20 protein-coding genes are annotated in these 24,400 nt (G+C 53.1%); 8 read left to right on the plus strand and 12 right to left on the minus strand.

The window, feature by feature from the left end:
• Positions 1–8: 8 nt before the first annotated feature.
• From ACO2Q8_RS04535 to ACO2Q8_RS04580, 10 genes are all read right to left on the minus strand, one after another.
• Positions 9–1,616, minus strand: coding sequence for a hypothetical protein (locus tag ACO2Q8_RS04535; RefSeq protein WP_423343595.1), 1,608 nt, complete (start codon positions 1,614–1,616; stop codon positions 9–11).
• Positions 1,616–2,368 carry a class I SAM-dependent DNA methyltransferase gene (locus ACO2Q8_RS04540; protein ID WP_423343596.1) on the minus strand — a complete coding sequence of 251 codons (753 nt, stop codon included), beginning with the start codon at positions 2,366–2,368 and terminating at the stop codon, positions 1,616–1,618. The genes ACO2Q8_RS04535 and ACO2Q8_RS04540 overlap by 1 nt, the downstream gene beginning before the upstream one ends.
• The gene (locus ACO2Q8_RS04545) at positions 2,319–3,284 is read right to left on the minus strand and encodes a glycosyltransferase family 2 protein (protein ID WP_423343597.1); all 966 of its coding nucleotides are present in this window, start codon (positions 3,282–3,284) and stop codon (positions 2,319–2,321) included. The genes ACO2Q8_RS04540 and ACO2Q8_RS04545 overlap by 50 nt, the downstream gene beginning before the upstream one ends.
• 2 nt (positions 3,285–3,286) lie before the next feature.
• Positions 3,287–4,375 (minus strand): DegT/DnrJ/EryC1/StrS family aminotransferase, encoded by a 1,089-nt coding sequence (locus ACO2Q8_RS04550; RefSeq protein ID WP_423343598.1) that lies wholly within the window; start codon positions 4,373–4,375, stop codon positions 3,287–3,289.
• Complete coding sequence (locus ACO2Q8_RS04555; RefSeq protein ID WP_423343599.1) at positions 4,372–4,740, minus strand: sugar 3,4-ketoisomerase; 369 nt, start codon at positions 4,738–4,740, stop codon at positions 4,372–4,374. Before ACO2Q8_RS04555 ends, ACO2Q8_RS04550 begins: the two co-directional genes overlap by 4 nt.
• A gap of 346 nt (positions 4,741–5,086) precedes the next feature.
• Complete coding sequence (locus tag ACO2Q8_RS04560; RefSeq protein ID WP_423343600.1) at positions 5,087–5,899, minus strand: ferritin-like domain-containing protein; 813 nt, start codon at positions 5,897–5,899, stop codon at positions 5,087–5,089.
• A 12-nt stretch (positions 5,900–5,911) separates the two neighbouring features.
• Positions 5,912–6,679, minus strand: coding sequence for a ferritin-like domain-containing protein (locus ACO2Q8_RS04565; protein WP_423343601.1), 768 nt, complete (start codon positions 6,677–6,679; stop codon positions 5,912–5,914).
• Between the two features lie 327 nt (positions 6,680–7,006).
• Positions 7,007–7,342: a winged helix-turn-helix domain-containing protein gene (locus ACO2Q8_RS04570; RefSeq protein ID WP_423343602.1), complete on the minus strand. Its 336-nt coding sequence runs from the start codon at positions 7,340–7,342 to the stop codon at positions 7,007–7,009.
• 16 nt (positions 7,343–7,358) lie between these two features.
• Positions 7,359–10,523, minus strand: coding sequence for a ligand-binding sensor domain-containing protein (locus tag ACO2Q8_RS04575; RefSeq protein ID WP_423343603.1), 3,165 nt, complete (start codon positions 10,521–10,523; stop codon positions 7,359–7,361).
• A gap of 233 nt (positions 10,524–10,756) precedes the next feature.
• A complete protein-coding gene (locus tag ACO2Q8_RS04580; protein WP_423343604.1) occupies positions 10,757–13,393 on the minus strand; it encodes a putative Ig domain-containing protein in 2,637 nt (878 codons plus the stop codon).
• A gap of 306 nt (positions 13,394–13,699) precedes the next feature.
• Here ACO2Q8_RS04580 and ACO2Q8_RS04585 point away from each other — a divergent pair, with 306 nt between their 5' ends.
• Positions 13,700–15,763 (plus strand): prolyl oligopeptidase family serine peptidase, encoded by a 2,064-nt coding sequence (locus tag ACO2Q8_RS04585; RefSeq protein WP_423343605.1) that lies wholly within the window; start codon positions 13,700–13,702, stop codon positions 15,761–15,763.
• Positions 15,764–15,821: 58 nt separating this feature from the next.
• Here the strand turns inward: ACO2Q8_RS04585 and ACO2Q8_RS04590 are convergent, their stop codons facing one another.
• Entirely contained in the window at positions 15,822–16,349 is a 528-nt protein-coding gene (locus tag ACO2Q8_RS04590; protein ID WP_423343606.1) for a hypothetical protein, read from the minus strand.
• Positions 16,350–16,677: 328 nt separating this feature from the next.
• On the opposite strand from ACO2Q8_RS04590, the gene ACO2Q8_RS04595 reads away from it, so the two are divergent.
• The 6 genes from ACO2Q8_RS04595 (at position 16,678) to ACO2Q8_RS04620 (ending at position 22,386) form a co-directional block, all read left to right on the plus strand.
• The gene (locus tag ACO2Q8_RS04595; protein WP_423343607.1) at positions 16,678–17,196 is read left to right on the plus strand and encodes an RNA polymerase sigma factor; all 519 of its coding nucleotides are present in this window, start codon (positions 16,678–16,680) and stop codon (positions 17,194–17,196) included.
• Entirely contained in the window at positions 17,180–17,935 is a 756-nt protein-coding gene (locus ACO2Q8_RS04600; protein WP_423343608.1) for a HEAT repeat domain-containing protein, read from the plus strand. Before ACO2Q8_RS04595 ends, ACO2Q8_RS04600 begins: the two co-directional genes overlap by 17 nt.
• Before the next feature lie 35 nt (positions 17,936–17,970).
• A complete protein-coding gene (locus tag ACO2Q8_RS04605) occupies positions 17,971–18,750 on the plus strand; it encodes a DUF4097 family beta strand repeat-containing protein (RefSeq protein ID WP_423343609.1) in 780 nt (259 codons plus the stop codon).
• Positions 18,751–18,757: 7 nt separating this feature from the next.
• Positions 18,758–19,456 (plus strand): hypothetical protein, encoded by a 699-nt coding sequence (locus ACO2Q8_RS04610; RefSeq protein WP_423343610.1) that lies wholly within the window; start codon positions 18,758–18,760, stop codon positions 19,454–19,456.
• Between the two features lie 109 nt (positions 19,457–19,565).
• Positions 19,566–20,318 (plus strand): hypothetical protein, encoded by a 753-nt coding sequence (locus tag ACO2Q8_RS04615; protein WP_423343611.1) that lies wholly within the window; start codon positions 19,566–19,568, stop codon positions 20,316–20,318.
• A 382-nt stretch (positions 20,319–20,700) separates the two neighbouring features.
• Positions 20,701–22,386, plus strand: a complete 1,686-nt coding sequence (locus tag ACO2Q8_RS04620; RefSeq protein ID WP_423343612.1) for a S8/S53 family peptidase — start codon at positions 20,701–20,703, stop codon at positions 22,384–22,386.
• A 57-nt stretch (positions 22,387–22,443) separates the two neighbouring features.
• On the opposite strand, the gene msrA is transcribed toward ACO2Q8_RS04620, so the two are convergent.
• Positions 22,444–23,037 (minus strand): peptide-methionine (S)-S-oxide reductase MsrA, encoded by a 594-nt coding sequence (gene msrA / locus ACO2Q8_RS04625; RefSeq protein ID WP_423343706.1) that lies wholly within the window; start codon positions 23,035–23,037, stop codon positions 22,444–22,446.
• A 395-nt stretch (positions 23,038–23,432) separates the two neighbouring features.
• Here msrA and ACO2Q8_RS04630 point away from each other — a divergent pair, with 395 nt between their 5' ends.
• Complete coding sequence (locus ACO2Q8_RS04630) at positions 23,433–24,314, plus strand: PPK2 family polyphosphate kinase (RefSeq protein WP_423343707.1); 882 nt, start codon at positions 23,433–23,435, stop codon at positions 24,312–24,314.
• The last annotated feature ends 86 nt before the right edge of the window (positions 24,315–24,400 follow it).

A 24,400-nucleotide genomic window follows, 5' to 3' on the forward strand; every position in this document is an offset into this window, starting at 1 on the left:
GGTTTTCTTCATTCCCTTCGCTCGAAAATCCGGACATCCTCCACGGTTTTGATCAGCCGGTAATGCTCACGGATGTACGCGTTGATGGCCGGAATGCGCTCGAATCGGTACGCCTGATCCGAAAACGGAGCCAGCCGATGCGAGAGGGCGTCGACAAAAAGCCGGGGTCGGTTTTGTTGGAGATCGCCGAGAAACTGGCGGATGCGGTACGGCTGCGTCGAGGTCGGGGAATAGACCCAGAAGGTGTTGGACGAACGGTAGCCCATCGGTCGGCGGGCGTAAACGTGCAGCCGGTCGAGGTAACCCCAGACCACCACGCTTTCGTTCGGTTGGGTCCGGTTTTGAATTTCACTGGTAAGTTGTCGGAACACCGGTTCGCCGGGATGCACTGGCAGCGGAGCGCGGTAAACGGTGTTGACAGCAGCCTGCGCCAAAGCCAGCCCCAGACTCAGGAACAGCATTCGCCGGGTAGTTGAAAGGACGTTAATTTCAAGCAAAACCGCCAGCAGAAACAGGCTCGGAAAAAACAGAAAAAGCTGGTAGTGCGGGTAGTTGTTTCCGGCCTGCAAAACGGCATACAGACTGGCGGTCCACCAACTCACTGCCAGCCAAAACCGCTCTCGCTGCCCGGTTTTCAAAGGTAGCCGAAACAGCCTCCCGCTCCCAAACAACATAGCCAAGAAAAGGGCCAGCCAAAAACCGGCTACTTTGTACGAATGAAACAGATAGCGGCCGATGCGTACGGGCGAAAACCGCTCCCAGCCCGACAGCGACGAGTATTCGGTGGTGTAGGAATAGACGAAATAATTGCTGAAATAATCGCCCCAGAACGATTCCAGGTCGTTTCGACTGGCGAAATACACCGTCAGCAGCAAAACCGGCACCACCGCCCCGCCCAACAGCCCGGCCAGCGCGCCGATTCGCCCGATGCGGTATAGTTTCCAGACGGCAAATAGCCCGAACACCAGGCCCATCGGCACGGTCTGGAACTTGACAAACGGCAGGCATCCAAGCCAAAACCCGAGAAACAAGGCCATTTTGCCAGATTTTGACGAAAGCCGTTCCAGTCCGAAAATTCCCAGCATCAGCCACAGGTTGCCCGTTATTTCGGTATTAAAACTGGCAAAATCGTGGTACCAGATAGTACTCAGCAACAGGATCGGGAGCCAGATGAGGCAGGTTGCGGTTTCTTCCGGCAAAAACCGGATGATGAGTCGCCGGAAAAGCCAGAGTGTCAGGCACCAAATCAGAACGCCCAAAAGGTCGATCGATGCATACTCCAGCGGAATACCCGCCATCTCCAGCAGCGCCAGCGGCAACACACCCAGCGGTCGGCCATCGGAGCTGGTCAGCAGGGTATAAAGCGGATCACTGGCCTTTCCGACCGTGATGGCCGTGGCAATCCAGGTGCCGGTATCGACGTTCTGCTCACGGTCGGGAAGGTAGAGCAGCCGGATCAGCACAAATAAGCCGAGCGAAATGCCGACCGCCGTTTGTCCGGAAAACCGGGGATGCGTTTCCCGAAAAACCGCCCGTTTTCCCAGCAAAAAAGTCCATCCTATCAGAATAGCCAATACCAACAACCGCACCGGCAGTGCATACACCCAGCTTTCCATCAACGCATAACGGTGAAAAGCGAACTGCCGAAGGGCGGATCTTCGAAAAACCGCTCTTCGACCCGAAGCAGCCCTAACACTTGCTCATTGACCCACAACGGCGGTAACTTCACGTCGGAAGCCAGGCTGGCAGGGCGGCTGATCCGGTGCAGCAGCAACTGTGTTTTTCGCAAAAACCAGATCGGGATGGTCAGCAGAAAATTCCAGTAAGCCACCTGGGCGAGCGTAAAACCAGCCAGATCCGCAAACCGGCCCCATTCGGACCGGACAAACCGACGGGGAATGTTCAGGGCGATATCGTGCGTACCCCGTAGAGCCGAAAAGGCGTTGTTGTTGCTGATGAAAATTCCGCCGGACCGCAACCGCTGCCGGAAAATGCCCAGAATCCGGACAATTTCGTCATCCGAAAAATAACACAGCACATCGTTGCAGATGATGACATCGAAGGTTTGGCCGGGATGAAAGCTGTCGATGGCCCGCAGGTCGTGAAGTTCAGCCGCAACACCCCGCCCCTGGGCGAATTCAACCGCATCGGACGATGCATCAAAACCGCTCAATTGAGAATATCCTACCCGCCGGAGCGCATCGAGCAAACCGCCCGTACCACAACCGGCGTCGAGAATCCGAACGGATTGATTGGCCGGAAAAACCGCCCGGATTTGCCGAATGACCTTGTTATGCAGCGTCTGGTACCACCACAACTCACGCTCGACTTGATACATTCGCTCGTACTCGCTCCGGTTTCCGATCATGGTTGAAATGTTCCGATTTGACAATGTATTGCGGCAATCCACTCTGCATCATAAACATCCGGCCGACGTATTCGCCCAGTACGCCCATTCCGAAGAGTTGAACCCCCGCACCCAGACAGATGCTCAGCCAGACCAGATGATCCGTTTCGGGCAAATGCGTCCGCAGCAATGACCCAATGATTTCGGCGCAACCCGCGAGAAAACTGAAGGCCATCAGACCCATTCCGGTAAGCGTCAACAGGCGCAGCGGCTGCACGGAATAGCCAAAAAAGATGGTCAGAAAGAGCGAAATCAGTCGTTTAACGGTGTAATTCGACCCACCTTCCCGGCGCTTTTCGTGCGTGACCACTACCCGGCCCACGTTCCGGGTAACCTGAAAAATAAGGCCGTCGAGGTACGGATAAGGACCTTTGTACCGGATAATTTCCTGAACGACTTCCCTCCGCAACAGCTTGAAACTGGACAGGTAGAGGTCCGACGGTTTTTTCAACAGCCAGGTGGTCAACCGGTTGACGAGCCAGCTTCCCCAGTTCCGGAACCAGGCATGTCTTTTCTTCATGTATTGTGAATACACCACATCGTAGCCTCCCCGCTGCGCTTCCCGCAGCAGCTTGATGATTTCCTGCGGGGGGTTTTGAAAGTCATCGTCGATAATCACACAGAATTCGCCCCGGGCGTGGTTGAGGCCACACATCACGGCCTGAAACTCGCCGAAGTTTTTGCGAAGTGAAATAAACTGAACCGGTTGGTATAGCTGCACCAGACTTTCGCAGATGGCCTCAGAGGCATCGCGGCTGCCATCGTTGACCAGCACGATTTCGAACGGATAGGCCGCCAGTTCGTCGACCAGGCATTCCACCAGCGGTAGAATCGTGCGCTCACTATTATAAACCGGAATAATGACAGAGAGTAACATCGCTACGGCGCTTGGTTAATGGTTTGAATGATGTAATCGGCTTCGGCATCCGTTAAGGCCGTATTAAGCGGCAAACTCAGCACTTCCCGGTGCAACTGTTCGGTAACGGGTAAACACAACCGCCGATAATCGGTATACGCATCTTGCCGGTGCGGAGCCACCGGGTAATGGATGGCCGTTCCCACGCCCTGCTGCGCGAGATAGGCCATAAAAGCTTCCCGGTTCGGATGGCGGACTACAAACTGGTGCCAGACATCGTCGTAAATCCGGTCGGCGGGGGGCAGTATAACGGCCGGATGCCGAATTTCGCGCAGGTAACGGGCTGCCAGATCCTGCCGACGGCGGTTATCGGCGTCCAGATGCGGCAACTTCACCATCAGCATGGCTGCCTGCACCTCGTCCAGACGGCTGTTGACGCCCGGAATCTGGTGAATGTACTTTTGTTCAGAACCGTAATTGCGCAGAAGCCGGATTCGTTGCGCCAGGGCATCGTCGTTGGTCACCACGGCGCCGGCGTCGCCCAGCGCGCCCAGGTTTTTGGTCGGGTAAAAGCTGAACGCGGCTGCATCGGACCAATTACCGGCTTTCCGGCCACCGTACGCAGCGCCGTGGGCCTGAGCCGCATCCTCCAGCAGCCGGAGGTTGTATTGCTCAGCCAATGCCCGAATCGGGGCCATGTCGCAGCAGCGTCCGTAGAGATGCACGACCGCGATGGCGCGGGTTTTTTCGGTAATCAACGGTTCCAGCTTCTCTGCATCAAGGGTATACGTCCGGGGATCAGGCTCGGCCCAAACCGGCACCAGGCCGAGGTCGGTGATGGGCAGAATGGTGGCAATGTAGGTGTTAGCCGGAATGATGACTTCACTGCCCGCCGGGAACGCAAACGCCCGGAGAATCAGGTTGATGGCATCCAGGCCATTGCCTACACCAATGCCGTATTTTGTTCCGCAGTAGGCGGCAAACTGGTTTTCGAACGCTTCCAACTCCCGACCCAGCACATACCAACCGGACGCCAGCACCCGGGCGGTCGCTTCCTGCAAAGCCGTTAGATACGGTTCATTGACCTGCCTGAGGTCCAGGTGCGAAATCATGGTCGATCGAAGAAGTAATCGGATGGGTCATAATGCTCATTCGAAAGGACGAGTAAAATGGTTTCTTTCGAAAACTCATCGATGATATGCCAATCACCGGGCTCAATTACCAGACATTCATCCGGCCGATTCAGGCAAAAGAAGGATTCTTCATTTCCGTTGGTCACAAACACCCGGCAATGTCCGTTCAGCGCAATCAGGGCATTCGACTCTTTCCGGTGCCCGTGTAAAGCCCGCTGTTGTGAAGGAGACGTAACGTTATATATGTAAAAAGCTCGCTTTAATTCGCCGGGTAATATTTTTTCGAAAACGGTTAAGTCGCCTTTTTCTGCTGAAAAAGTAGTTAGCTGTACAAGTTTGGGCATAGAGACAGTAGTTACTGGCGTGAAATTAGGTATAATTTTATTTTTTTGAAATCGGATAAACGGGAATAATTAACTATAAATAGTTGAAAGAATGACTGACTGAGCTACCTGTTCAATTTCCATACCGAGAGATTATCTACTTCGATAAAACCGCTCAATTTATTAAATAAGCCACATATGACTTCCTGCCAGAACTGATCTTATCAACTTCATTATTCATGGCAATTTTTTTGCATTTAATTTGTCCTTACTACCAACTTATTCATTGCCAGCCAGAATCGATTAAAAACATCAAAAGGCCGGTTTTTTGAACCGGCCTTTTGATCAATAAACACAACACTGATTCTTACATCATCGGCGCAAAGAAAGGACCGGCAATGGCCAAAACTTCCGCAGCCGTCAGCGGCTCATCGAACGATTCGTAGATCAACTGATCGACCATTCCATTTTCGTATAGTTTGCCGCTGACCAACGGTGACAGACTGACACCAGCCTGGCTGCCCTGATCCTCGTTTGCGTAGACTTTCGGATCTGGCTCGGTACCGTTCTGACCGCCCGCCGGATAGGGCCGTAACCCCCGCATGTACCGAACCGCAGCCGCGTGCCGGGCTTCTACGGAGTGAATTCGCAAGGCTACACCCAAAACCGTTTTGGCTGTCGGGGTACCCTCTTCCAGCAAGCAGGCGGCCTGCCCTTTGTAAGCCCGCACGCCCGTATCTTCCAGCGCCTGTGCGTAGGTCAGGAACGTCGGGTAGTCGGCCAGGGCTGCGTTCAGGGTCGCCATGTTGTATTTAGGCTGTAACTCATTCTTTTTCAAGCCCAAAACACCCTCGATCAAATCGACGTGCTGCGCTTCGTGCTTGGCAATTTGTACCACATACGTGCGCGTTCCGACGGGCAACAAACCGGCCTTAAATTGAGCGGCCCGGTAGAAATCACGCTCCAGGTATTCGAGCGTCAGGGCATATTTCAGGATCGCAATGGCATCACCGGCACAGCCATCGGCTGCAAAAGCTTTGTTGACCATCCCGACAAAGAAAGCCGGCGTAGCGGCCGCCACCGTGGCGGTTTTCAACATTTTCCGGCGGGCAAAGTCCAGCTTTTCACCCGCTTCCGGATCAGCTTTTTCGATTTGAGAGAATATTCCGAAGAGATTCATCGTTCGTTGGGGTTATGAGTTGGCGGCTTCCAGGGCAAGCAGAGAGGCCGGATTCAGTTCTGTTTTAATGTATTTACCAGCGCGACCCAGTACTTCGGCAACCGTCAGTGCTTTTTCCAGACCGTTGTTATCGACGACATAGTCACCGGCAAATAAGGCCCCGTTTGGTTGCAGAATCGAGCTGATCAGCGAAGCGTGACGCGCTTCGACCGACACGATTTTACCCGCAATCGTCAGAAAAGGCGCTCCGGCTTTCGAGATCAGCGGACCCGCACCGTTGTAAGCCGCCACGCCCGTATCTTCCAGCACCCGGGCGGTGTTCAATACTTCCCGGCGATTGGTAAAATCGATGCTGCTGACATCGAATTCCAAGTTGTCCGTGATGCGCTGCTCGTTCGGAATAGCTGCTTTGAAAAATTCCCGGTGAATCAGTTCATGGTCGTGGATGGTCCGGAACACCATATCTTCCTGACTTCCCATAGCGAACGTCTTTTTCTCAACGACAGCCATGTAAAAAGCGGTTTCCAGTTGTTCAAGGGCGTAGGCGTAGTTCAGAATGGCAAAATCTCCTTCTCCGAAGCTGATACCAGCGGCTGTAATCCGGGCCCCGGAATGCTTGGGAGCCGTCTCAGTGAGTGAATTCTGGCAAGCCGCCAGAAAAGCCGACGCTGAAACAGTCGTCAGACCCAGCGCACGCAGAAACATCCGGCGCTCAACCGACGGGATGGCGGGTACACTCGGTCCTTTCTTGGGCGTAGCGGTACTGGTTAGTTCTTCCATAAGAAAAGTTTATTTTAATGGGTGTATGAAATGGTGTGCCTTGCAAGACACCCATACGAACGAACCAGTTGGTTTTTTGGATTTCAGACCGTTTGTTTTTTTACAAATTCAGACAAATAACCGAGCGACCGGCTCAAAAAAGAAGCTGATTCTGAAGAAATAAAGGCCTTTCTTCCCTAAATAATTTTTTATTATTTTTTTCCTTACCTTCAGGTTAAGGATCAGCAGAAGTGAATTTGGACTCGAACGAATTGGAGAGAAACCGCTTTTGTTATTTTCAGCCGAAGAGCAATTATTGGTAAGCAGCCGTCAGATTTAGTACGTGGGCTAAAGGGGTAAGTTCTGAAGTTCCTGCTTTAAAAAATGCTGAAATCGTTCCTGTAGTCCCCGGTAATACGTAAGGTATTTAAGTCCCTCCTCGGTGACAACAGCGCCCCCACCCCGCTCCCCGCCGGTTTGTGTCGATACCAGCGGAGCATCCGCCTGGTTATTCATGGATTGTACCAATTCCCAGGCCCGTTTATAAGACATTTTCATTTCTTTAGCCGCCTGGTTTATCGAGCCGGTTTGTTGAATTCGCTCGAGCAGTTCCATTCGGCCAATCCCGAAAAACCGCTCCTCAGCTTCCAGCCAAACCCGGCCGTTGATTTGTAAATTGGTCATGTGTCTGTTGCGGGGTTTAAAAAAACGCCGTCACTTTTCGGAGTGACCGCTCCAGTCGACTACGCGACAAAAACCGGTTCGACGATCGGAAGGTCAACGTAACAATGGCACGAGTTCCTTCGCCGGGGGCCGATTGCCACTCGATATCGCCGTTGATTAAGGCCACCCGCGACTCGATATTGCCGATTCCCAGGCCACGTCGGGCTTCCCGGTAATCGAACCCCTGTCCATCGTCGCTGTAGTACAGCTTGAGCAACGGTTCTTCAAAGACCAGCCGGATGCTAACCTGCCGGGCGTTGGCGTGTTTCAGAGTATTGTTCAACAATTCCTGCGTGATTCGATAGAGCATCAGCTCGGTTTCCGCTTCCAGCCGCGAGGGGAGTTCATCGGCCCAGAAATGCGTTTCCAGCGTCGATTTGTCGATCCGGGACAACAGTTCTTCGACTGCAGCCGCGTAGCCGTACTGTTCGAGAGTCCGGGGACTCAGCTCACGCAGCAGATTCCGGATACTGCTGATAATCTCGCTGATAAGGTGCCGGGCCTGATCGCCCAGCGAAGGCGAATGCAACGGGTGAGCCGACGATTCGGTCAAACGCCCAACATACAGTTTGAGTGTGGCCAGTTGCGTCCCGATCTCATCGTGCAGGTCGCGGGCCAGGTTTTTCTTGATCTGCTCCTGCAGTTCGACCGCCAGCCGGGTATTCCGCTGGTGTTGCCGGTGAATCCGGTTCTCGCGCCGACGGAGCCAGTAAAAAGCAATCGAACCGACCACAAGCCCCAGCAATACCAGAAACCAGGCCCGCTGCCAGAACGGCGGCTGAACCACAATCGTCAGGCGCCTGATGCGTGGGCTCCACTGCCCGTCTTTGTTGGCCGCTTTCACCCGAAAGGTATACGTCCCCGGCGGCAGGTTGGCATACCGAACGTAGGTATCCAGCCCCGACTGCACCCACTGGTTGTCATAGCCAAGGAGCTGATACTGATACTCGTTTCGGCCATTGCTGTAATAATCCAAAGCCGTAAATTCGAGTGCTACCGTATTCTGGTCGTACGGCAATTCGACCCGGCTCATTTCACCGATGTATCCTTCCGATTCGAACGGAACCTCATTGACGGTCAGCTTGTGAATGTGCACTGCCGGCATGTACGAACTGGTTCGGAACTGTTCCGGATAAAACCGGTTGAAGCCGTTGACGCCCCCAAAAAACAGCTCGCCATCCTGGGTCCGGTAGTAGGCGTTCCCGTTGAATTCGTAGCCTTGCAGCCCGTCGGACATATCGAAATTTTTGAACCGTTTCGTGGTCGGATCGAAAAAGGAAATCCCCCGGTTGGTACTGATCCAGAGCCGGTTTTGGTGGTCGGGCAGGATACCGTACACAAACGGATTCGCCAGCCCATGCTGGTGATCGTAGATACGAATCCGGCCCGTTTTGGTGTTGAAAGCCGCCAGCCCTTTGTCGGTCGCCATCCAGACGATGGGCTGCACCGGATCTTCGTAGAAATACAAAACCGTGTAACCGTCCAGTCCTTTCACGATACGTTGCGGGCGCGGGTCCTTGCCGATCGGGGGCCGTTCGTAGCAATAGAATCCGCCGGAAAACGTACCGACCCAATACCGCCCTGCCCGGTCGCGGGCCAGGCTAAAAATATTCTGGTGGGACAGCGTGGGCAGTAACGTAAATTTCCGCTGCTGCACATCCAGGAGGTATAGACCGTCTTCGGAAGCCGCCAGCATGATCGTTTGATCGATAGCCAGTACCCGCCGGATGAAATTCTCCACCACTTTGCTGTTCGGAGAACCCGGCAACGGAATCTTGTCAAACGTAGATTTCGCTTTATTGAAGGTAAAAACACCTCCGTTTGTACCGACCCAGATGCGGCCCAACGGATCTTTATACAAGCATTTGATCAGCGTTCGGGACGGCAGATCGCTGTATTTTGCCTGCGTCAGGTATCGCCGGATGATGCGGTTGCTGGGTCGGTCGAGCACATCGAGACTGCGTTCGGTGGCAATCCAAAGTTCCGTCGGCGAGGTTTCCAGAAAACCGCGTACCACAAAATGACTGAGCGTTGTCGGATCTTTGGCCAGATGCGGCTCTTTCTGCGAAACCGCCATACCGCCGAAAAAAGTGGTTCCGGGCACAATCCGGGCCAGCCCATCCGGGTCGGTATTGGCCCAGATAATACCCTGGCGGTCAACATATAACTTACAAATTTCGTAATCCGAAAGCTTGCGGGCGCTGTTGGTAAAACCGCCCACCTGGCTAAACCGGTTGCTGGCTTTGTCGAACAGCCAGATACCGCCCCGTTGCGTGCCTAGCCACAGAAGCCCGTTCTGATCCTCCGCAATGGTATAAATCGATGTTAAGTTTCGGCCCTCACCAGGCACAAACTGCTGGTAACGACCCGTTTGTGGTTCAAATCGAATCAGACCCGTGGCCGTTCCGAGCCAGGCAACACCAGCGGTATCGCAGTGAAACGAAAAAACGCCCATCGCCGGGCCTGCTTCATTGGCCGGATGGTTGCTGAAATAATAATGCGGTTTACGTTCGTACAGGTTGTAGCGAATCAGGCCCGTCGGCGCGTGGAGCCAGACGTCGCCCAGGGGCGTCCGAACGGTTGAATTCAACTGGTCATACTCGTGCGTGGGCCGAATGGTCGGGTCCAGGACCAGCTTCTGCCGTGTCTTGATATTTAGCGATACCAGCCCTTCGGCTTCGCTGTAATACAGCACTTCCTGGCCGTTGGCGTAAAACGGAATTGTTTTGCTTTTCAGCCGTTTCTTCTCTTTTGAATACGAATAGAGGCAGGTAAAGTGATCGGTAGCCCGGTCGTAGTAGTTCAGACCATCTTCGGTCCCAATCCAGAGATTACCGTTGCGGTCTTCCACAATCCCGGAAATATTGATGCCCACAATCGCCGTGGAATCGCGCAAATTCGGGCGGTAATGACGAAAGTGCGTCCCGTCGTACCGGTTCAAACCGTCCTGTGTACCCAGCCAGAGGAAGCCCCGGCTGTCGTTCATCATATGGTATACCGAACCCTGCGTCAAGCCATCATCAACCCCGATATGATCGATCCGAAGGGACAGCGTCAAAGGGTCTTTACTAGCTCCCGAAACATCCGGGGCCCCAAAGGCCATGATCCAGATGGCAATGATAAAAAGGCGGGTTAGTTTCATTTGTTACCGAACCGGAAACATCTTGGTAAGTTAGCAGATAGATCGGTAACCTGCAAATCAGATTGTTAGAACAACTTTTTTGAACGTAAATTAGCAGACATCCAAGAACGTTACTCAAACTGCCCGGCTTCTTTGGCGTAAGGGCGTTAAAACCCAAAAAACCGCCCCTCATCTCAAAAAGGCGGTTTTTTGGGTATCTAATTTGCACCGACGGTTTCTTTCGGTGAATTATTTCACCATTTCAACACTTTCAGGGTCACGGCCTGTCCCTCACTCGTAATCCGCAACAGCAGCAAACCCGCCGATTGCCGTACAATCGGCACTTTTTGCGTTTCGATGCCGCGGGCTACGGCCACTTCGCGTTCGGCAACAATCCGGCCATTCAGATCGAGTAGTTGCAACCGCACCGATTGGCCCTCTGCCCCCCGGATTTCCACCGCTACGGTTTCATCCACCGGATTGCCCAACAAGACTGCGGTCAATTGCTCTTCTTCCACACCCGCCGACAAACGAGCGGCCAAAGGCGGGCACGTCAGCGGTTTGGGAGCGCCTTTCAGCACGTACGTGCTGTTCAGCACTTTGGCGCTAATCTGGTGCGTCACATTGTTTTTCAGGGAGGCCGGGGTCGTGAAGTTGTAGGCATGTGCCCCGTTGCCTTTGCCAGCATCCTTCAGATCCTGCCGGTAGATATTGGCCTCCGTTGTCCCGATCGAAACGCCGTTGGCGTAAAACTCCACCGTCAAGGACGTATTGGGTTTGTTCCGATCCCAGACCCAGCCCCGAATGCTGCCACATTCGACTTTGTCCAGAAAACCCTCGAAATTACCCGTCACGGTGCCCGATGTAGGCGGTTGCGTTACCGGAGCCTGAATAATCAGTGTCACCGTTGTGTTGGCCGAACCGCCCCGGGGATCCGTGGCGGTGTAGGTCATTGGAAAGGTTCCGTTCACCGTTGGTGTGCCGTTCAAGGTCCGGTTACTGGGGTTAAAATTCAACCCACCCGGTAGCGGAGATAATCCATAGGACAGCGCTTCGTTGTCCGGGTCCGTAAACGCTGGTAATACCGTCGAGTACGCGACACCCTGCTGCGCCGAAAGGGCCGAAACCAGCGGAGCCTGGGGCGGGTTGTTGGTCGGTGACGGAGTCCCTGTGCCCTGACATTCAATTACTTTCGGGCCACTTTTCAGGGTAAAATTACTACCGGTTACCCGCGCTGACAGGCTGTGCTTCTGCCCGTCTTTCAGCGAATTGGGAATCACGAAGCGGAAGGCATGCCGCCCGTCGCCTTTCCCCGCATTGAGCAAATCCTGCCGGAACTCGTCGGCGGTCATGGAGCCAATGACGGTAGTACCGTCCAGAATATCGACCGAGATGGGTGTTGTTTTCCGATTAGCATCCCAGGCCCAACCCCGGAACGTCTCACAATCGGCTCCGTAGAGGTAGCCATCGTAGCTGGCGTTGACCACCGGCGGAGCGGTACACGAAGCCGTTGGCACTCCAGCGGTTTCGCCCCGGTTCAGCATTGGTGTCGAATTCCCGAAAAAATTCTGGCCGTTGTAAGCGTTGGTCAGTGCCTTGTGCCACTCGGAAGCCACCGAACTCTGACCCAGCGTACTGAAGTGCGTTCTATCGGGGTCCGGAAGCCGGAAGGAGTTGCCGAACTGGTCGGTATTGGGCCCGGCAAAAACATTCGTCCGACCGTACGGCGTCACAAACGGATCACCGAAGGCTTTGGGCGCGGCCGCAGGGTCGTTGGTCTGGTGCGTGCTATAGCCGATCACCTTGTGTTGTCCGACAATGACTAGCGGATCGGCCAGTCCGCGCAGGTGACTGGCCTGGGAAATGACCCAAGGGACCTCGGCTCCCAGATCCGACCGGCTCTGCCCGATCAACTCGTTCAGCACGGCTTCGTACGTCTCCGAAGTGTTGATGGTATTGGTCCGCACGTCGAAATACCGGTTGGCCCGAGGGAAAAAACCGGTCGAATTTTCCGGGGCCGTATTGGCTTTGCTGGGGTCGTCGCGCCGGTCGCTCTCGCCCTGGTGCCATAAAATTGCCCGCAAACCGGTTTGCCGGGCTTTACCGGTCAGGTAGTTCTTCAGGTTCCTATACGGAAACCCGTTGATATAGCGCGGTTGGCCGTTGCTGAACGGGGTGTTGCGGCCCTGGCTGCTGTTGCGCCATTCGACGACGCTCGTCGCTGACATGGCTGTCTGGTAAAAAACCACCGGCACTTGCAGCAACTGGACCAGTTTGTTGCCCACACCACCCCAATACCACTGAAACTGGATGGTAGCTGGTGAGCATCCGGCGCATTTGCCCGGATCGTTTTCTTCGAAACCCTGTAAATTATTGCTTTGATCTTTTTCGTTTGAAAACCGCACAAAGGTCGCATTACCGGTCTCGTAGGAAGGGTTTCCGTTATTGGCAAAGCCCGACGCATTCGATTGACCGGCAATGGCAAACACCTCCCCGACACCAACATCGACATCGGCGGTTTCGCGACCGGCATTATCCCTGGCCCGGACTTTATACATGCCACCCGACACGTCGATCTGGGCCGTGACCTGGCAGGTCCCGGCGCCCGAAACCGGTACGGTCGTCCAGCTTTGGGCGCTGCCCGTCACCGGATGGAGCGGTCCGGTGGTGCCGCCCGCCAGCTCGTATTTGTAAAAAAGCAGTTGCAGGGAAGAAATCGCCTGCCCGTTTGTCGATGTGACGATAAATTTTATACTGGCTTTATTGTCGGTTCCGCGCTGGAAAACCAGTCCGCTCTGCGGCCAGGAGATCACCACCTGCGCCCGAACGGAGCCGGACCAGCCGAGAATCATTGTCAGGAAAATAAGTGTAATGAGTAGTTTTTTCCGCATATAGTGTGGTTTAAATAAGGCTTTAAAAACCAGAACCGGCTGATAACTAGCTGCTCTTGCGTGAGACGAGAGGTTGCTTTACCGTGTCTGATAGTTGCGCAGGCAAGTTACAATGCGACTTTATTTTTTAGTTACAAATGCTCAACTATTTTTATACTTAGATACAATCATCAATATCTACTTATACGTTATTGCTTTTCAACTGTTTATTGGCTTCGGAAGCACATGAACGAACTTATTGACTTGACTTTTTCGTAGTTTAAGCTGGCGGTTGTACCGCTAGACCGATTTTAACCAGCCGTTCCCATGCCTGAATTTTCCAGTATTTCTCCGCAGCTTACCTACCCCAAAACCCGCAAAACCGACCAGACTGACGACTATCACGGCACAAAAGTGGCCGACCCCTACCGCTGGCTTGAAGACGACCGTTCGGCCGAAACCGGCGAGTGGGTGAAGGCGCAGAATGCCGTGACATTCGGCTACCTGAACCAGATTCCGTACCAGGACCAAATCCGAAACCGGCTGAAACAGTTGATCAACTACCCCCGGTATTCGGCCCCGAGCCGCAAGGGCGAGTGGTTTTATTTTTACAAAAACGACGGCCTGCAAAACCAGTCGGTGCTGTACCGGCAGAAAGGGCTGTACGGCCCGCCGGAGGTGGTGATCGACCCCAACACGCTTTCGGCCGACGGCACGACGCAACTGGTGAGTTTTCAGCTCTCGAAGGACGGTCGGTTTGCGGCTTATGCGCTGTCGAAAGCCGGTTCCGACTGGCAGACTATTCAGGTTCTGGATACCAAAACGCTTCGGAACCTGCCGGATCAGATCGAATGGGTGAAGTTTTCGGGCGCAGCCTGGCAGGGCGACGGTTTTTACTACAGCCGGTACGACCAGCCCACGCCCGGGGAAGAACTTTCATCGCGGAACGAGTTCATGAAGGTGTATTTCCACCGGTTGAACACATCCCAGGCGCAGGATGAGTTGATCTACGAAGATCAGGCTCACCCCCTGCGGTATTTTTTCGCGCAGACCACCGAGGACGAGCGGTATCTGATTCTGAATGTTTCGGAAGGAACCGACGGCTCCGAGATCTGGTACAAAGACCGGCACTCCGGTAACAAAGCGTTTACACTCCTTTTTGAAGGCTTTCAGTTTAATTATTCGGTGATCGATAACCTGGGCGATGCGCTTGTGGTTCATCACAATAACGGAGCGCCGAATTACAAACTGTCGCAGGTAATTCCGGCAACCGGCGCACTCAGTGACCTGATTCCCGAAAAAACCGAGAAATTGGACGAAGCCCGGCTGTCGGGCGGCAAGCTGTTTGCCAATTACCTGAAAGATGCCACGTCCCGCATTTCGGTTTATGATGTGGCGGGAAATTTTGAAAATGAGGTTCTTTTGCCGGGCCTGGGTTCGGTCGGCGGTTTTGGCGGAGAACACGGTGACCCGTTCGTGTTTTATACCTTTACGTCGTTCACGGCTCCCCCGACGATTTACCGCTACGACATTGCTACGCGGGAATCGACGCTGTTCCGGGCACCGGAGATTGCTTTTCAGTCCGCTGGCTTTGAAACGACGCAGGTCTTTTTCAGCAGCAAAGACGGCACGCGCGTGCCGATGTTTCTGACCTGCCGGAAAGGGCTGCAACGGAACGGCGACAACCCGACGTTGCTCTACGGTTACGGCGGTTTCAACATCAGTTTGACGCCCGGTTTCAGCGCTTTCCTGATTCCGTTTCTGGAACAGGGTGGAATTTATGTGCAAATGAACCTGCGCGGGGGCAGTGAATACGGCGAAACCTGGCACCAGCAGGGCATGAAGCTCCGGAAGCAGAATGTGTTCGACGACTGCATTGCGGCTGCCGAATACCTGATTGCCGAGCGGTATACGTCACCACAAAAACTGGCGCTCCGGGGCGGTTCCAACGGCGGTTTGCTGGTGGGGGCTGTAATCAACCAGCGGCCCGAACTGTTCCGGGTGGCCATTCCCGAAGTGGGTGTGATGGACATGCTCCGGTTTCACAAATTCACGGTCGGCTGGGGCTGGGTGAGCGATTACGGCAGCAGCGACAATCCGGAGGAGTTCAACGCGTTGTACGCTTATTCGCCGATTCACAACATCAAAACCGGTCTGCCTTATCCGGCCACGCTGATCGTAACGGCCGATCACGACGACCGCGTGGTGCCCGCCCATTCGTTCAAGTACGCGGCCACCTTGCAGGAGCACTATACAGGACTGAACCCGGTTTTGATCCGGATCGAAACCAATTCCGGGCACGGGGCAAGCAACATCATCAAATCCATCGAAACCGCCACTGATGTGTATTCTTTCCTGCTCTGGAATATGGGGGTGGAAGAGTTGAAATAAAAACAGACCCCTGCCGGAAACATGTTTCCGGCAGGGGTCTGTTAATCAGAATAATTGCTTAAAATTTAAAGGCGACTCCTAATTTCAAGGCTGATACGCCGTAACCAACTTCGGCAAAGCCACCTAGATTGGGTTTGAAATAATACCGACCACCGATGTGAAGACCAAACAGAACCTGGTTGCCATAGGCATTATCATAAAACCCAGAATAACCTGAGTTGTCTCTGTAGCTTGAGATATAATAACCCAATGCTAAACCGCCATACAAATCCAGCTTGTCGTTGTTCAAATTCAACAATTCGTTTACGTGATATGAACCACGCACTGCCACTGGAACGAAGGTATAACGCCATTTATAACCACCGAAGTTATACCCCCAAGTATAGAAGTCGATCTGAGCACCCACACTGATTTCGTCGGTTACACCAACTTCAAAGGAAGCACCGATTGGCAAACCACCACCGTAGTAGCTGGACAAACCAATTCCGGCATTCAATAATTTATCGCCTTTCTGATATTGTGCGAATGATTTCGTACCTACAAACAGCAGGGACATTACGAGGAGTGAGGAGAAGATTTTTTTCATTAGTATGAATGAGTTAGATGTGAAACTTGAGCCAAAATAAGGGAGTTTCTAAACGTCTTACAAGAGTCGGGCGGTTCGGAAGCCGGTTTTGGGCCAAAATCGGGTAGAATCCCTCTAAATTTTCGTAGTAGTAACTCATATTGGCATAGTAGTATCAAGTATTTCTACGTAATGCCTGCTCAGCGTCACCGGCCTCCCTTTCGCAGGAGAGTAACCAGACGCTCACCTGGTTATTTTTTCATCCATTCTGCGTATCTAATCAAAATTTTTTACACTTTTTTCTCCGCTCCTGTAATGAATCCTGCGCCCGCTCGTCTTTGCTCTTGAAATGGATTTGCAAACCTTTAAACACAAGGTACTTCCCGTGCAGGGGCGGCTTTTTCGGCTGGCCCGGCTGTTTCTGCGCAACCGCGAAGAAGCCGAGGATACGTTGCAGGAAGTTTTGATGCGACTCTGGACCAAACGGCAACATCTGGATACCTATCATAGTGTGGAAGCCCTCGCCGTCCAAATGACCAAAAACCTGTGTCTGGACAAACTGAAGTCGCAGGCGAACCGGACCCGGGACGACGAAGCCGACCTCTCCGGGGTTCGGGCCGACGGGGTTTCACCGTATGATCAGACTGAGTTATCAGACAGCACGGCCTTAATTCGGCGCATCGTCGAGACCCTGCCCGAAACCCAGAAGCTGATTCTGCACCTGCGCGATGTGGAAGAGTACACGTTTGAAGAAATTGAAGAAGTAACGGGACTAACCGTGAACAACATCCGGGTGATTTTGTCGAGAGCCCGGCAACGGGTGCGTGACAGTTACCTCAAAACGATCAATTATGAAGCCGGATTTTGAAAAATTACTGGAGAAATACTACGCGGGGGAAACGACATTGGAGGAAGAGAAGCAGTTGCGGGAATTTTTCAACGATGAGTCGGTTCCGGCCCGGTTACAACACGAAGCCGCCCCGTTCCGCTACGCTGCGGATGCCCGAAACGACTACCCATCGGCCCGGTTTACCCGACAAGCAACCAACCGGCTCGACTCCGCCGGTCGAATTTATAGCCTGACAAGCTGGAGTTTGCGCCTGGCCGCCAGCCTGGTGCTGCTAGCGGGCGGTTTTGCGAGTGGCCTGTATTACAGCCAGCGCAGTTCAACCTCGCCGGAAACTGCGTCGACGGTAGCGATTAAAAAAGTACTTGAGTTTGATCAGGTAGCCCAAACCTCGGCCAGTGAACGGATTCAGGCCGTGAACCAGTCGTCGGAACTGCCGGAAGCCGATCAGGAAGTCACGAAGTTGCTCATCAATACGCTGAATTTTGACGATAACGTCAACGTCCGGCTGGCGGCCTGTCAGGCCCTGATGCGGTTTCCGAACGAACCCGGTGTGCGCGAAGCCCTGATTCAGTCGCTGACGATCCAGACTGATCCGTACGTCCAGATTATGCTGATCGAAGCCCTGGTAACCGTCCGGGAAAAACGGGCCGCGGATGTCATGCAGCGCCTGATTCGCAACCAGCAGGTCATCGAAGCCGTTCGCCAGAAAGCCGAAGAAGGCCTGAACCGCCTGAGTCCCAAACCGTCTGCCTCCTGATTCGTCTTTTTTCCTATTTTATACAAACCAAACCAATGAGAAAGACCACCTTATTGTTACTCAGTCTAACGTGCCTGGCATTAAGCGCCAGCGCCCAGGAATTCAAGACCAAACTCGGTAATGCGAAAGATCGGAAAGTGATCCTCGAAATGGATGCCGGTGACTATAAACTCGAAGGCTACGACGGCGATGAGCTGATCATTCGGGCTTCGTCAGGTCTGGAGGCACCACCCGAGCGGGCGAAAGGGTTGAAACCGCTCTATTACAATGCCGTCGACAATTCAGGCATCGGGCTGGCCGTGACATCCGAAAGCGGGGCGTTAAAAATCGAAAAAGCCACCCGCAAAGACATCGATTACACCATTCGGGTACCGAAAAAAGCTGCCCTGCTCGTTCGGCAAACCAACTGGCGCGGAGGTGCCATTTCCATCAGCAACATGGACGGCGATCTGGAAATCAAAACCAATAACGCGCCGATTACGCTCAAAAGCGTCACCGGTCCGGTGGTTGCCAACACGACCAACGGCGAGGTCAACGTCATTTACACCAATCTTAGTCAGGAAAAACCGAGTTCGATCACCACGATTTCGGGGATTGTGGATGTGACGCTGCCTGCCAACGCCAAAACCAGCCTGAAAATGCGGTCGATCAACGGTGAGATGTATACGGATTTCGACCTGGGCCTGAAAAACTCCCGCGACGGGTTGTCGAAAGTAGGCGGGGGCAACAACATCGAGGGCACAACCAACGGCGGGGGCGTTGAAATTCAGCTCAATACGATCAGTAGCAACATTTATATCCGTAAGCAAAAATAAGACGACCGTGAAAAAGCTGCTCTTCTTCCTCCTGCTCGGCCTGCCCCTTGGCCCTACCTTCTCCCAGAAGATCATTGACAAAAAACTTCCCTTCACCGCTGGTCAGTTGGTCAATCTGAACCTGAAATTTGCCGACAGCATCCAGATCCGGTATTGGGACAAAGCCGAAGTGTCCGTTCGAATCGCCGTAACCGTCAACGGCGGGCGGCTCAACGATGCCCTGCTGGTTGAAACCGGCTCGACTGCGGGCGAAATCAGCGTCAAAACCGACTTCGACCGTGAACTGCTGAAACAGGGCCGTGCCGAAGACTGCCCCGGCACGGCTTCTTCCTGGCGCACGGAACGGAACGGCCAGAATTATTACACCTGCAGCACCATCCATTACCAGGTTTTTCTACCCCGGAAGGCCAAACTCCGCGTCGAATCCATCAACGGAAACATCGACATCGAAGGTGCCAGCGAAGCCGTGTTTGCCAAAACCATCAGTGGTTTTGTCGACCTGAACTGGCCCGGCTCGAAAGGCGCCAACCTGGCCCTGAAAACCATTACCGGTGAGGTATATTCCGATTTGTCGATTGATTTCAAAAGCAAACGGCAGCAAAATCCAATTGTGGGATATCTGCTCGAAGGCACTGTGAATGGCGGAGGGCCGGAAGTACGGCTCGAATCGATCAGCAATAACGTTTACGTCCGAAAAGGGAAGTAAAACATCCCTGTTTCCCTGCCAGCGCCCGTCCCCTGGCAGGGGATTACAAAATCCTATTTCTTTTCTCCGACTTCTGGTCTATTTTCGCTTTCAGTAGCACCGGTTGTCGATGAATATTCTCCTGCTGAAAGTCACCTTAATGCCCTCGGTCATTGCCCTGATCACGCTGGCAATTCGGAAATGGGGCAACAAAATCGGCGGAGTGATTGGGAGCATGCCCTGGGTAGCCGGACCGATCCTGTTGTTTTTCATTCTGGAACAAGGCAAACCGTTCGGCATTCAGGCTATCCAGGGCGTTATGACCGGCATTTTGGCGCTGATCAGTTTCTGTTTCAGCTACTCGGTCTTTTCCCAAACCCGGAACTGGCCCTCCACCCTGCTGCTGGCGTATGTCTTTTACACCGTGACGGCAGTGATCTTCTATTACTTACAACTAAATTTAATCGTCAGTTATGCGCTGGTGATGGGATGTATTCTCCTGGCGCTGCGGTTTTTTCCGGTTCCCACGGCCCACCCGCCTAAAATCCGGCAACTACCGTTTGACATCCCGATCCGGATGCTGATCACTACGTTATTCGTCCTGATCGTCACGGGCTTAGCCAACGTGCTGGGACCAAGCTGGAGCGGTATTCTAACCCCGTTTCCGATTCAAACCTCGATTTTAGCGGTCTTTTCACAAATTCTTCAGGGTAGTTATGCCGCGATCACAGCTTTGCGGGGGCTAGTGATGGGATTACTCGGTTTTACGACCTTTCTTTTTCTTCAAGCCTTTTTCCTGCCCGAATTTTCGGTGGCCGTCTCGTTCGGGCTCGCTTTTCTGGTCAATGCACTCATCAACCTCATTGTAATTCGCATCTGGTAAAAGCGCAGAAATTCGTATGTCTTCAGCTTCATTTCGATCAGGAACCCGCCAGAATCCGTTGCTTTTGTGTACTTGCTTAAACCGCCAATTCGTTACGAACCGGAACAGCGTCGTTCTACCCATTTAACACCAACACTATCAAGCTGTTAAATCTGTATTTTCCTCGACCGTTTACTCAAAATTAACTGGCGAACCCAGTGCTTTTGGGTAGGTTGAAATTTCTTTCGCTGTTATGGTTACTCTTCTCAGAGCTTGGGTTTATATCACGGTGGGCCTATTTCTTATCGGGGCAGTCGTATGGTATATCAATCGGTTACGGGAAGCGTTTTACGATCCAACCGGAAACCGGGTTATTTTACCATTTACCATCATCAGTTCTAGCGTGCAAGGTCAGGATGGCGAAAAGCTGGGCATGGTTATGGCCCATATGTTATCAGCCCGGCTTGCGCAACTGCAACAGGAATTGATCACAACGGCAAATGCCCTCGATCTGGAGCAGCAAGAGACACTTGATGATCGGAAAGTACCGCAGGATTTGGCCCGGGCTCACCCCATCACTTTGGGGTATGGTGGGATGCCTTTTCAAACTATCGACCTAAAAATGAATGTCGGAGGTGTCGATTTGTCGGGGTTGTTAGCTTATATCCAGCGATTTTTCTCAGAAAAAAATGGTCTGCGGCTTTCTGTCAATTACGAAGGTAACACGTCTGTCGTTGTCGGGAGCCTTGCCGACGATGGAGAGTCAATCTGGCTGGCGGGAAGCGACAAAACCAGTGAAATTGTCGATCGGATTGCTTACTATCTGGCACACCGCCGGTTTATCAAAGAAGTGGTAGAGGCCGAAGCAATTACACCGGAAGAGTTTCGGGATTTGATGTCGGCACTAAAAAAAGTGAAAGAACTTAACCGACTTATTTTGCGGGGTCGGCAACCTGAGCAGGAAAAATACGCCGAAATTATTGCCACTCTGGACACCCTGGCACAGAAAACGCCCCGCTGGCGGGCCTTACTACGCGTTACAGCTGAAATTGCCGAAAACGCGCGACACACGACCAAAGCCTTGGAATATTACAAAATGGAGCGTGCACTCATCCAGCAGGATTCATCAATGGCAAAACAAGCCGAACCGTTGAAATGGATTGAAGACAAGATCGCTGCCTTGACCAAAGAGGTAGATGAAAAGCTCAAACTCTCGTTTCCGACCTCTTCGGGTTCCGGCTTACAGGCCGGGTTGTCGGGCGAAACAGCGGATCGGCTTTTCGGACCAATCCGCAGACTGATCAGGTATGTGCCTCCTCCCCCGGACGCAAGACCGGTACGTGTTGCCATGCTGGGTGGAGTGCCGCCTGAGGGTTGGCTCCCCGATGAGCAGATTGAAATCATTTCAACAGAATCCACCGACCCTGAACAGCCGGATGAATACCTTACGGATTACACCGCTTCACTTACCCAGGCGGTACTGATCAGCGCCCCGAAAGCCCGGTTTGTCTTTGTGAAGTCGATGGCCCGCTCCAGTTCACTGACTACATCGAGTATCCTGAGCATGATCGAAGCCCTCATCGCCCGCAAACCTGATATTCTGATTATTACATATGGGCCTTTGGAAGGCAAAATATATGAAACCGTATTCGATCGCATCGCCAAAAGCGGTATTCTGGTTTTGATCGCTGCGGGAAATGACCCCCAACGTCCGTTTCCGTTTGCCGGTCGGCCCATTCTCAACCAAATCATGGTCATCTCGTCGGTTAACGAAAACGGCCAACCCTCCGTGTTTACGCCAAAGGACCCCCGAGGTTTCTGGGCACCCGGCGAAAAAATTCCGGTTCAAAAATTCCATCTTCAAAACGGACAGTGGAAAACCGTACCCGGTATTGTGCAGGGCACTTCGTTTGCGACTGCCATTGCAGCCGGAGTAGCGGCCGGTATTCTGTCGCACCAACCAGTGACTACCAAAGACCTGATCAACAAAATCAGGCAAACCGCCACCCCAGTCGGTTCGGATCAGAAGTCGGCCCCTCCCGTACTGAACCAGCAGGCGGTTTTCGCCCGGTTATCTACCGGGCAATAAACTGAAAGGTAATCAAAAACCCCGGTTTGCGCCGGGGTTTTGTTGCATTTACCAGGCTCACTCGTGACTCGATGTCACCTGCTCACCTTTTTTGAGCTTATCCTTGAACACCTTGCGGAATTTGTCGAGTTTCGGTGCAATCACAAAGGCACAGTAACCCTGCTCCGGGTTGTTGACAAAATAGCTCTGATGGTAATCTTCAGCGACGTAGAACGCCGAGGCCGGGCTAATCTCGGTCACGATCGGTTTGTCGTACGCACCGGACTCGTTCAATTCCTTCTTCACGGTTTCGGCCAGTTGCTTTTGCTCGTCATTGTGGTAAAAAATCACCGAGCGGTATTGTGTGCCGACGTCGGCGCCCTGCCGGTTCAGCGAGGTGGGGTCGTGGCTCCGGAAGAAGGCCTGCAACAGTTCGGCGTACGAAACTTTTTTCGGGTCGTAGGTCACCTCCACACACTCGGCGTGGCCGGTCGTGCCGGTGCAAACTTCCTTGTAGGTGGGGTTAGCCTTCGTGCCGCCTTCGTAGCCGGATACGGCTTCGGCCACACCGTCCAGGGATTCAAACATGGCTTCCGTACACCAGAAGCAGCCGGTGCCGAAGGTAGCTTTTTCCAGGCCGTCGGCCGTGGGTAGTGAGTTGCTGGTATTCATAACTTTGGTTTTTCGCTCGGATGTTTGTTGTTTCGACGCCTGTCCACACGACAGCAGTGGCACGATCGGCAACAGGGCCATCAACCAGGTCGTCAATGGTTTGAAGGACGATGGTTTAAACATAGGAATGATGTTAAAGGTTTTATTCCGACCGTACACCGGTATAACAAAAGCGAGTTCCATACATACGCCGAAACCGGCCCTACGGTTTCTAGGAAACAGAATCCCGGACAAGACGGTTCGCTGATATTTTCGGTATTCGGTTTTCAGTTTACGGTTTGTGGGAAAACAATAGCCTTAAATAACGAATATTGAATAACGAATACAGAACAGCGAACAACTGTATACCGAATACTGTAAACCGTAAACCGTAAAACCACCCACATATGCCTGACATCGCTCACTTGAAACCGGAACAATTTCGTTTTGATGGTTCCACCGATTTTGTTCTGGCCGACCAGCCGACGAAAATTGATGATTTGTACGACGACAAAGAACACTACGAACTCCTGCTCCGCGAGCTGACAAGCCAACTGAACGAGTTGCAGGAAACCATGTTTGCTCACAACCGCTACGGACTGGTGACGATTTTTCAGGCGATGGATGCCGCCGGAAAAGACAGCACCATTCAGCACGTTTTCTCCGGGGTCAATCCGCTGGGCCTGCGCGTCCATTCGTTCAAACGACCCTCCGAGCAGGAACTCGACCACGATTTTCTCTGGCGCAACATCATCAACCTGCCCGAACGCGGCACCATCGGCATTTTCAACCGCTCGTATTACGAAGAAGTGCTGGTGGTCAAGGTGCATCCCGAGATTCTAACCAAGACCCAGCGGCTACCTGACGACCGGATCGCCGACCTCGACAAGGTCTGGAAAAAACGCTACAAAGACCTCCGGCACTTCGAAACCTACCTGCACCACAACGGTTTTCCGGTTTTGAAATTTTTTCTGAATGTGTCGAAAAGAGAGCAAGCAGAACGGCTCATCGACCGGATTGAAGACCCGTCGAAAAATTGGAAATTCGACGATCAGGACGTGGTCGAACGCGGTTTCTGGAAACAATACATGCAGGTATATGAAGAAGCCATCAACGCAACCGCCACCCAAAAAGCCCCCTGGTACGTCATCCCGGCCGACGACAAGAAAAACATGCGGCTGATCGTGGCCAAAATTCTGGCCGACGAGTTGAAGAGCCTGAAAATGGAATACCCAAAAGTAAACAAACGGCAACAAAAAAACCTGCAGGAACTCATTGCGGTCATTCAGAACGAATAGTTGCTGCGGGGCAGTGTGTCTTCGGACCCGGTTTTTCGTCTAAGCAACTGAAAGAGGTTCTTTCGGCCGGATGGGGCCGTCCGGCG

Origin of the sequence: Larkinella sp. VNQ87 (genome assembly GCF_049445795.1) — a bacterium.
In the GTDB taxonomy this organism is placed as follows: domain Bacteria; phylum Bacteroidota; class Bacteroidia; order Cytophagales; family Spirosomataceae; genus Larkinella.

Excerpts from the sequence above, each read along its gene's own strand:
- ACO2Q8_RS04535 (WP_423343595.1), bottom strand. The coding sequence starts at position 1,616 with ATGGAAAGCTGGGTGTATGCACTGCCGGTGCGGTTGTTGGTATTGGCT.
- ACO2Q8_RS04540 (WP_423343596.1), bottom strand. The coding sequence starts at position 2,368 with ATGATCGGAAACCGGAGCGAGTACGAGCGAATGTATCAAGTCGAGCGT.
- ACO2Q8_RS04545 (WP_423343597.1), bottom strand. The coding sequence starts at position 3,284 with ATGTTACTCTCTGTCATTATTCCGGTTTATAATAGTGAGCGCACGATT.
- ACO2Q8_RS04550 (WP_423343598.1), bottom strand. The coding sequence starts at position 4,375 with ATGATTTCGCACCTGGACCTCAGGCAGGTCAATGAACCGTATCTAACG.
- ACO2Q8_RS04555 (WP_423343599.1), bottom strand. The coding sequence starts at position 4,740 with ATGCCCAAACTTGTACAGCTAACTACTTTTTCAGCAGAAAAAGGCGAC.
- ACO2Q8_RS04560 (WP_423343600.1), bottom strand. The coding sequence starts at position 5,899 with ATGAATCTCTTCGGAATATTCTCTCAAATCGAAAAAGCTGATCCGGAA.
- ACO2Q8_RS04565 (WP_423343601.1), bottom strand. The coding sequence starts at position 6,679 with ATGGAAGAACTAACCAGTACCGCTACGCCCAAGAAAGGACCGAGTGTA.
- ACO2Q8_RS04570 (WP_423343602.1), bottom strand. The coding sequence starts at position 7,342 with ATGACCAATTTACAAATCAACGGCCGGGTTTGGCTGGAAGCTGAGGAG.
- ACO2Q8_RS04575 (WP_423343603.1), bottom strand. The coding sequence starts at position 10,523 with ATGAAACTAACCCGCCTTTTTATCATTGCCATCTGGATCATGGCCTTT.
- ACO2Q8_RS04580 (WP_423343604.1), bottom strand. The coding sequence starts at position 13,393 with ATGCGGAAAAAACTACTCATTACACTTATTTTCCTGACAATGATTCTC.
- ACO2Q8_RS04585 (WP_423343605.1), top strand. The coding sequence starts at position 13,700 with ATGCCTGAATTTTCCAGTATTTCTCCGCAGCTTACCTACCCCAAAACC.
- ACO2Q8_RS04590 (WP_423343606.1), bottom strand. The coding sequence starts at position 16,349 with ATGAAAAAAATCTTCTCCTCACTCCTCGTAATGTCCCTGCTGTTTGTA.
- ACO2Q8_RS04595 (WP_423343607.1), top strand. The coding sequence starts at position 16,678 with ATGGATTTGCAAACCTTTAAACACAAGGTACTTCCCGTGCAGGGGCGG.
- ACO2Q8_RS04600 (WP_423343608.1), top strand. The coding sequence starts at position 17,180 with ATGAAGCCGGATTTTGAAAAATTACTGGAGAAATACTACGCGGGGGAA.
- ACO2Q8_RS04605 (WP_423343609.1), top strand. The coding sequence starts at position 17,971 with ATGAGAAAGACCACCTTATTGTTACTCAGTCTAACGTGCCTGGCATTA.
- ACO2Q8_RS04615 (WP_423343611.1), top strand. The coding sequence starts at position 19,566 with ATGAATATTCTCCTGCTGAAAGTCACCTTAATGCCCTCGGTCATTGCC.
- msrA (WP_423343706.1), bottom strand. The coding sequence starts at position 23,037 with ATGAATACCAGCAACTCACTACCCACGGCCGACGGCCTGGAAAAAGCT.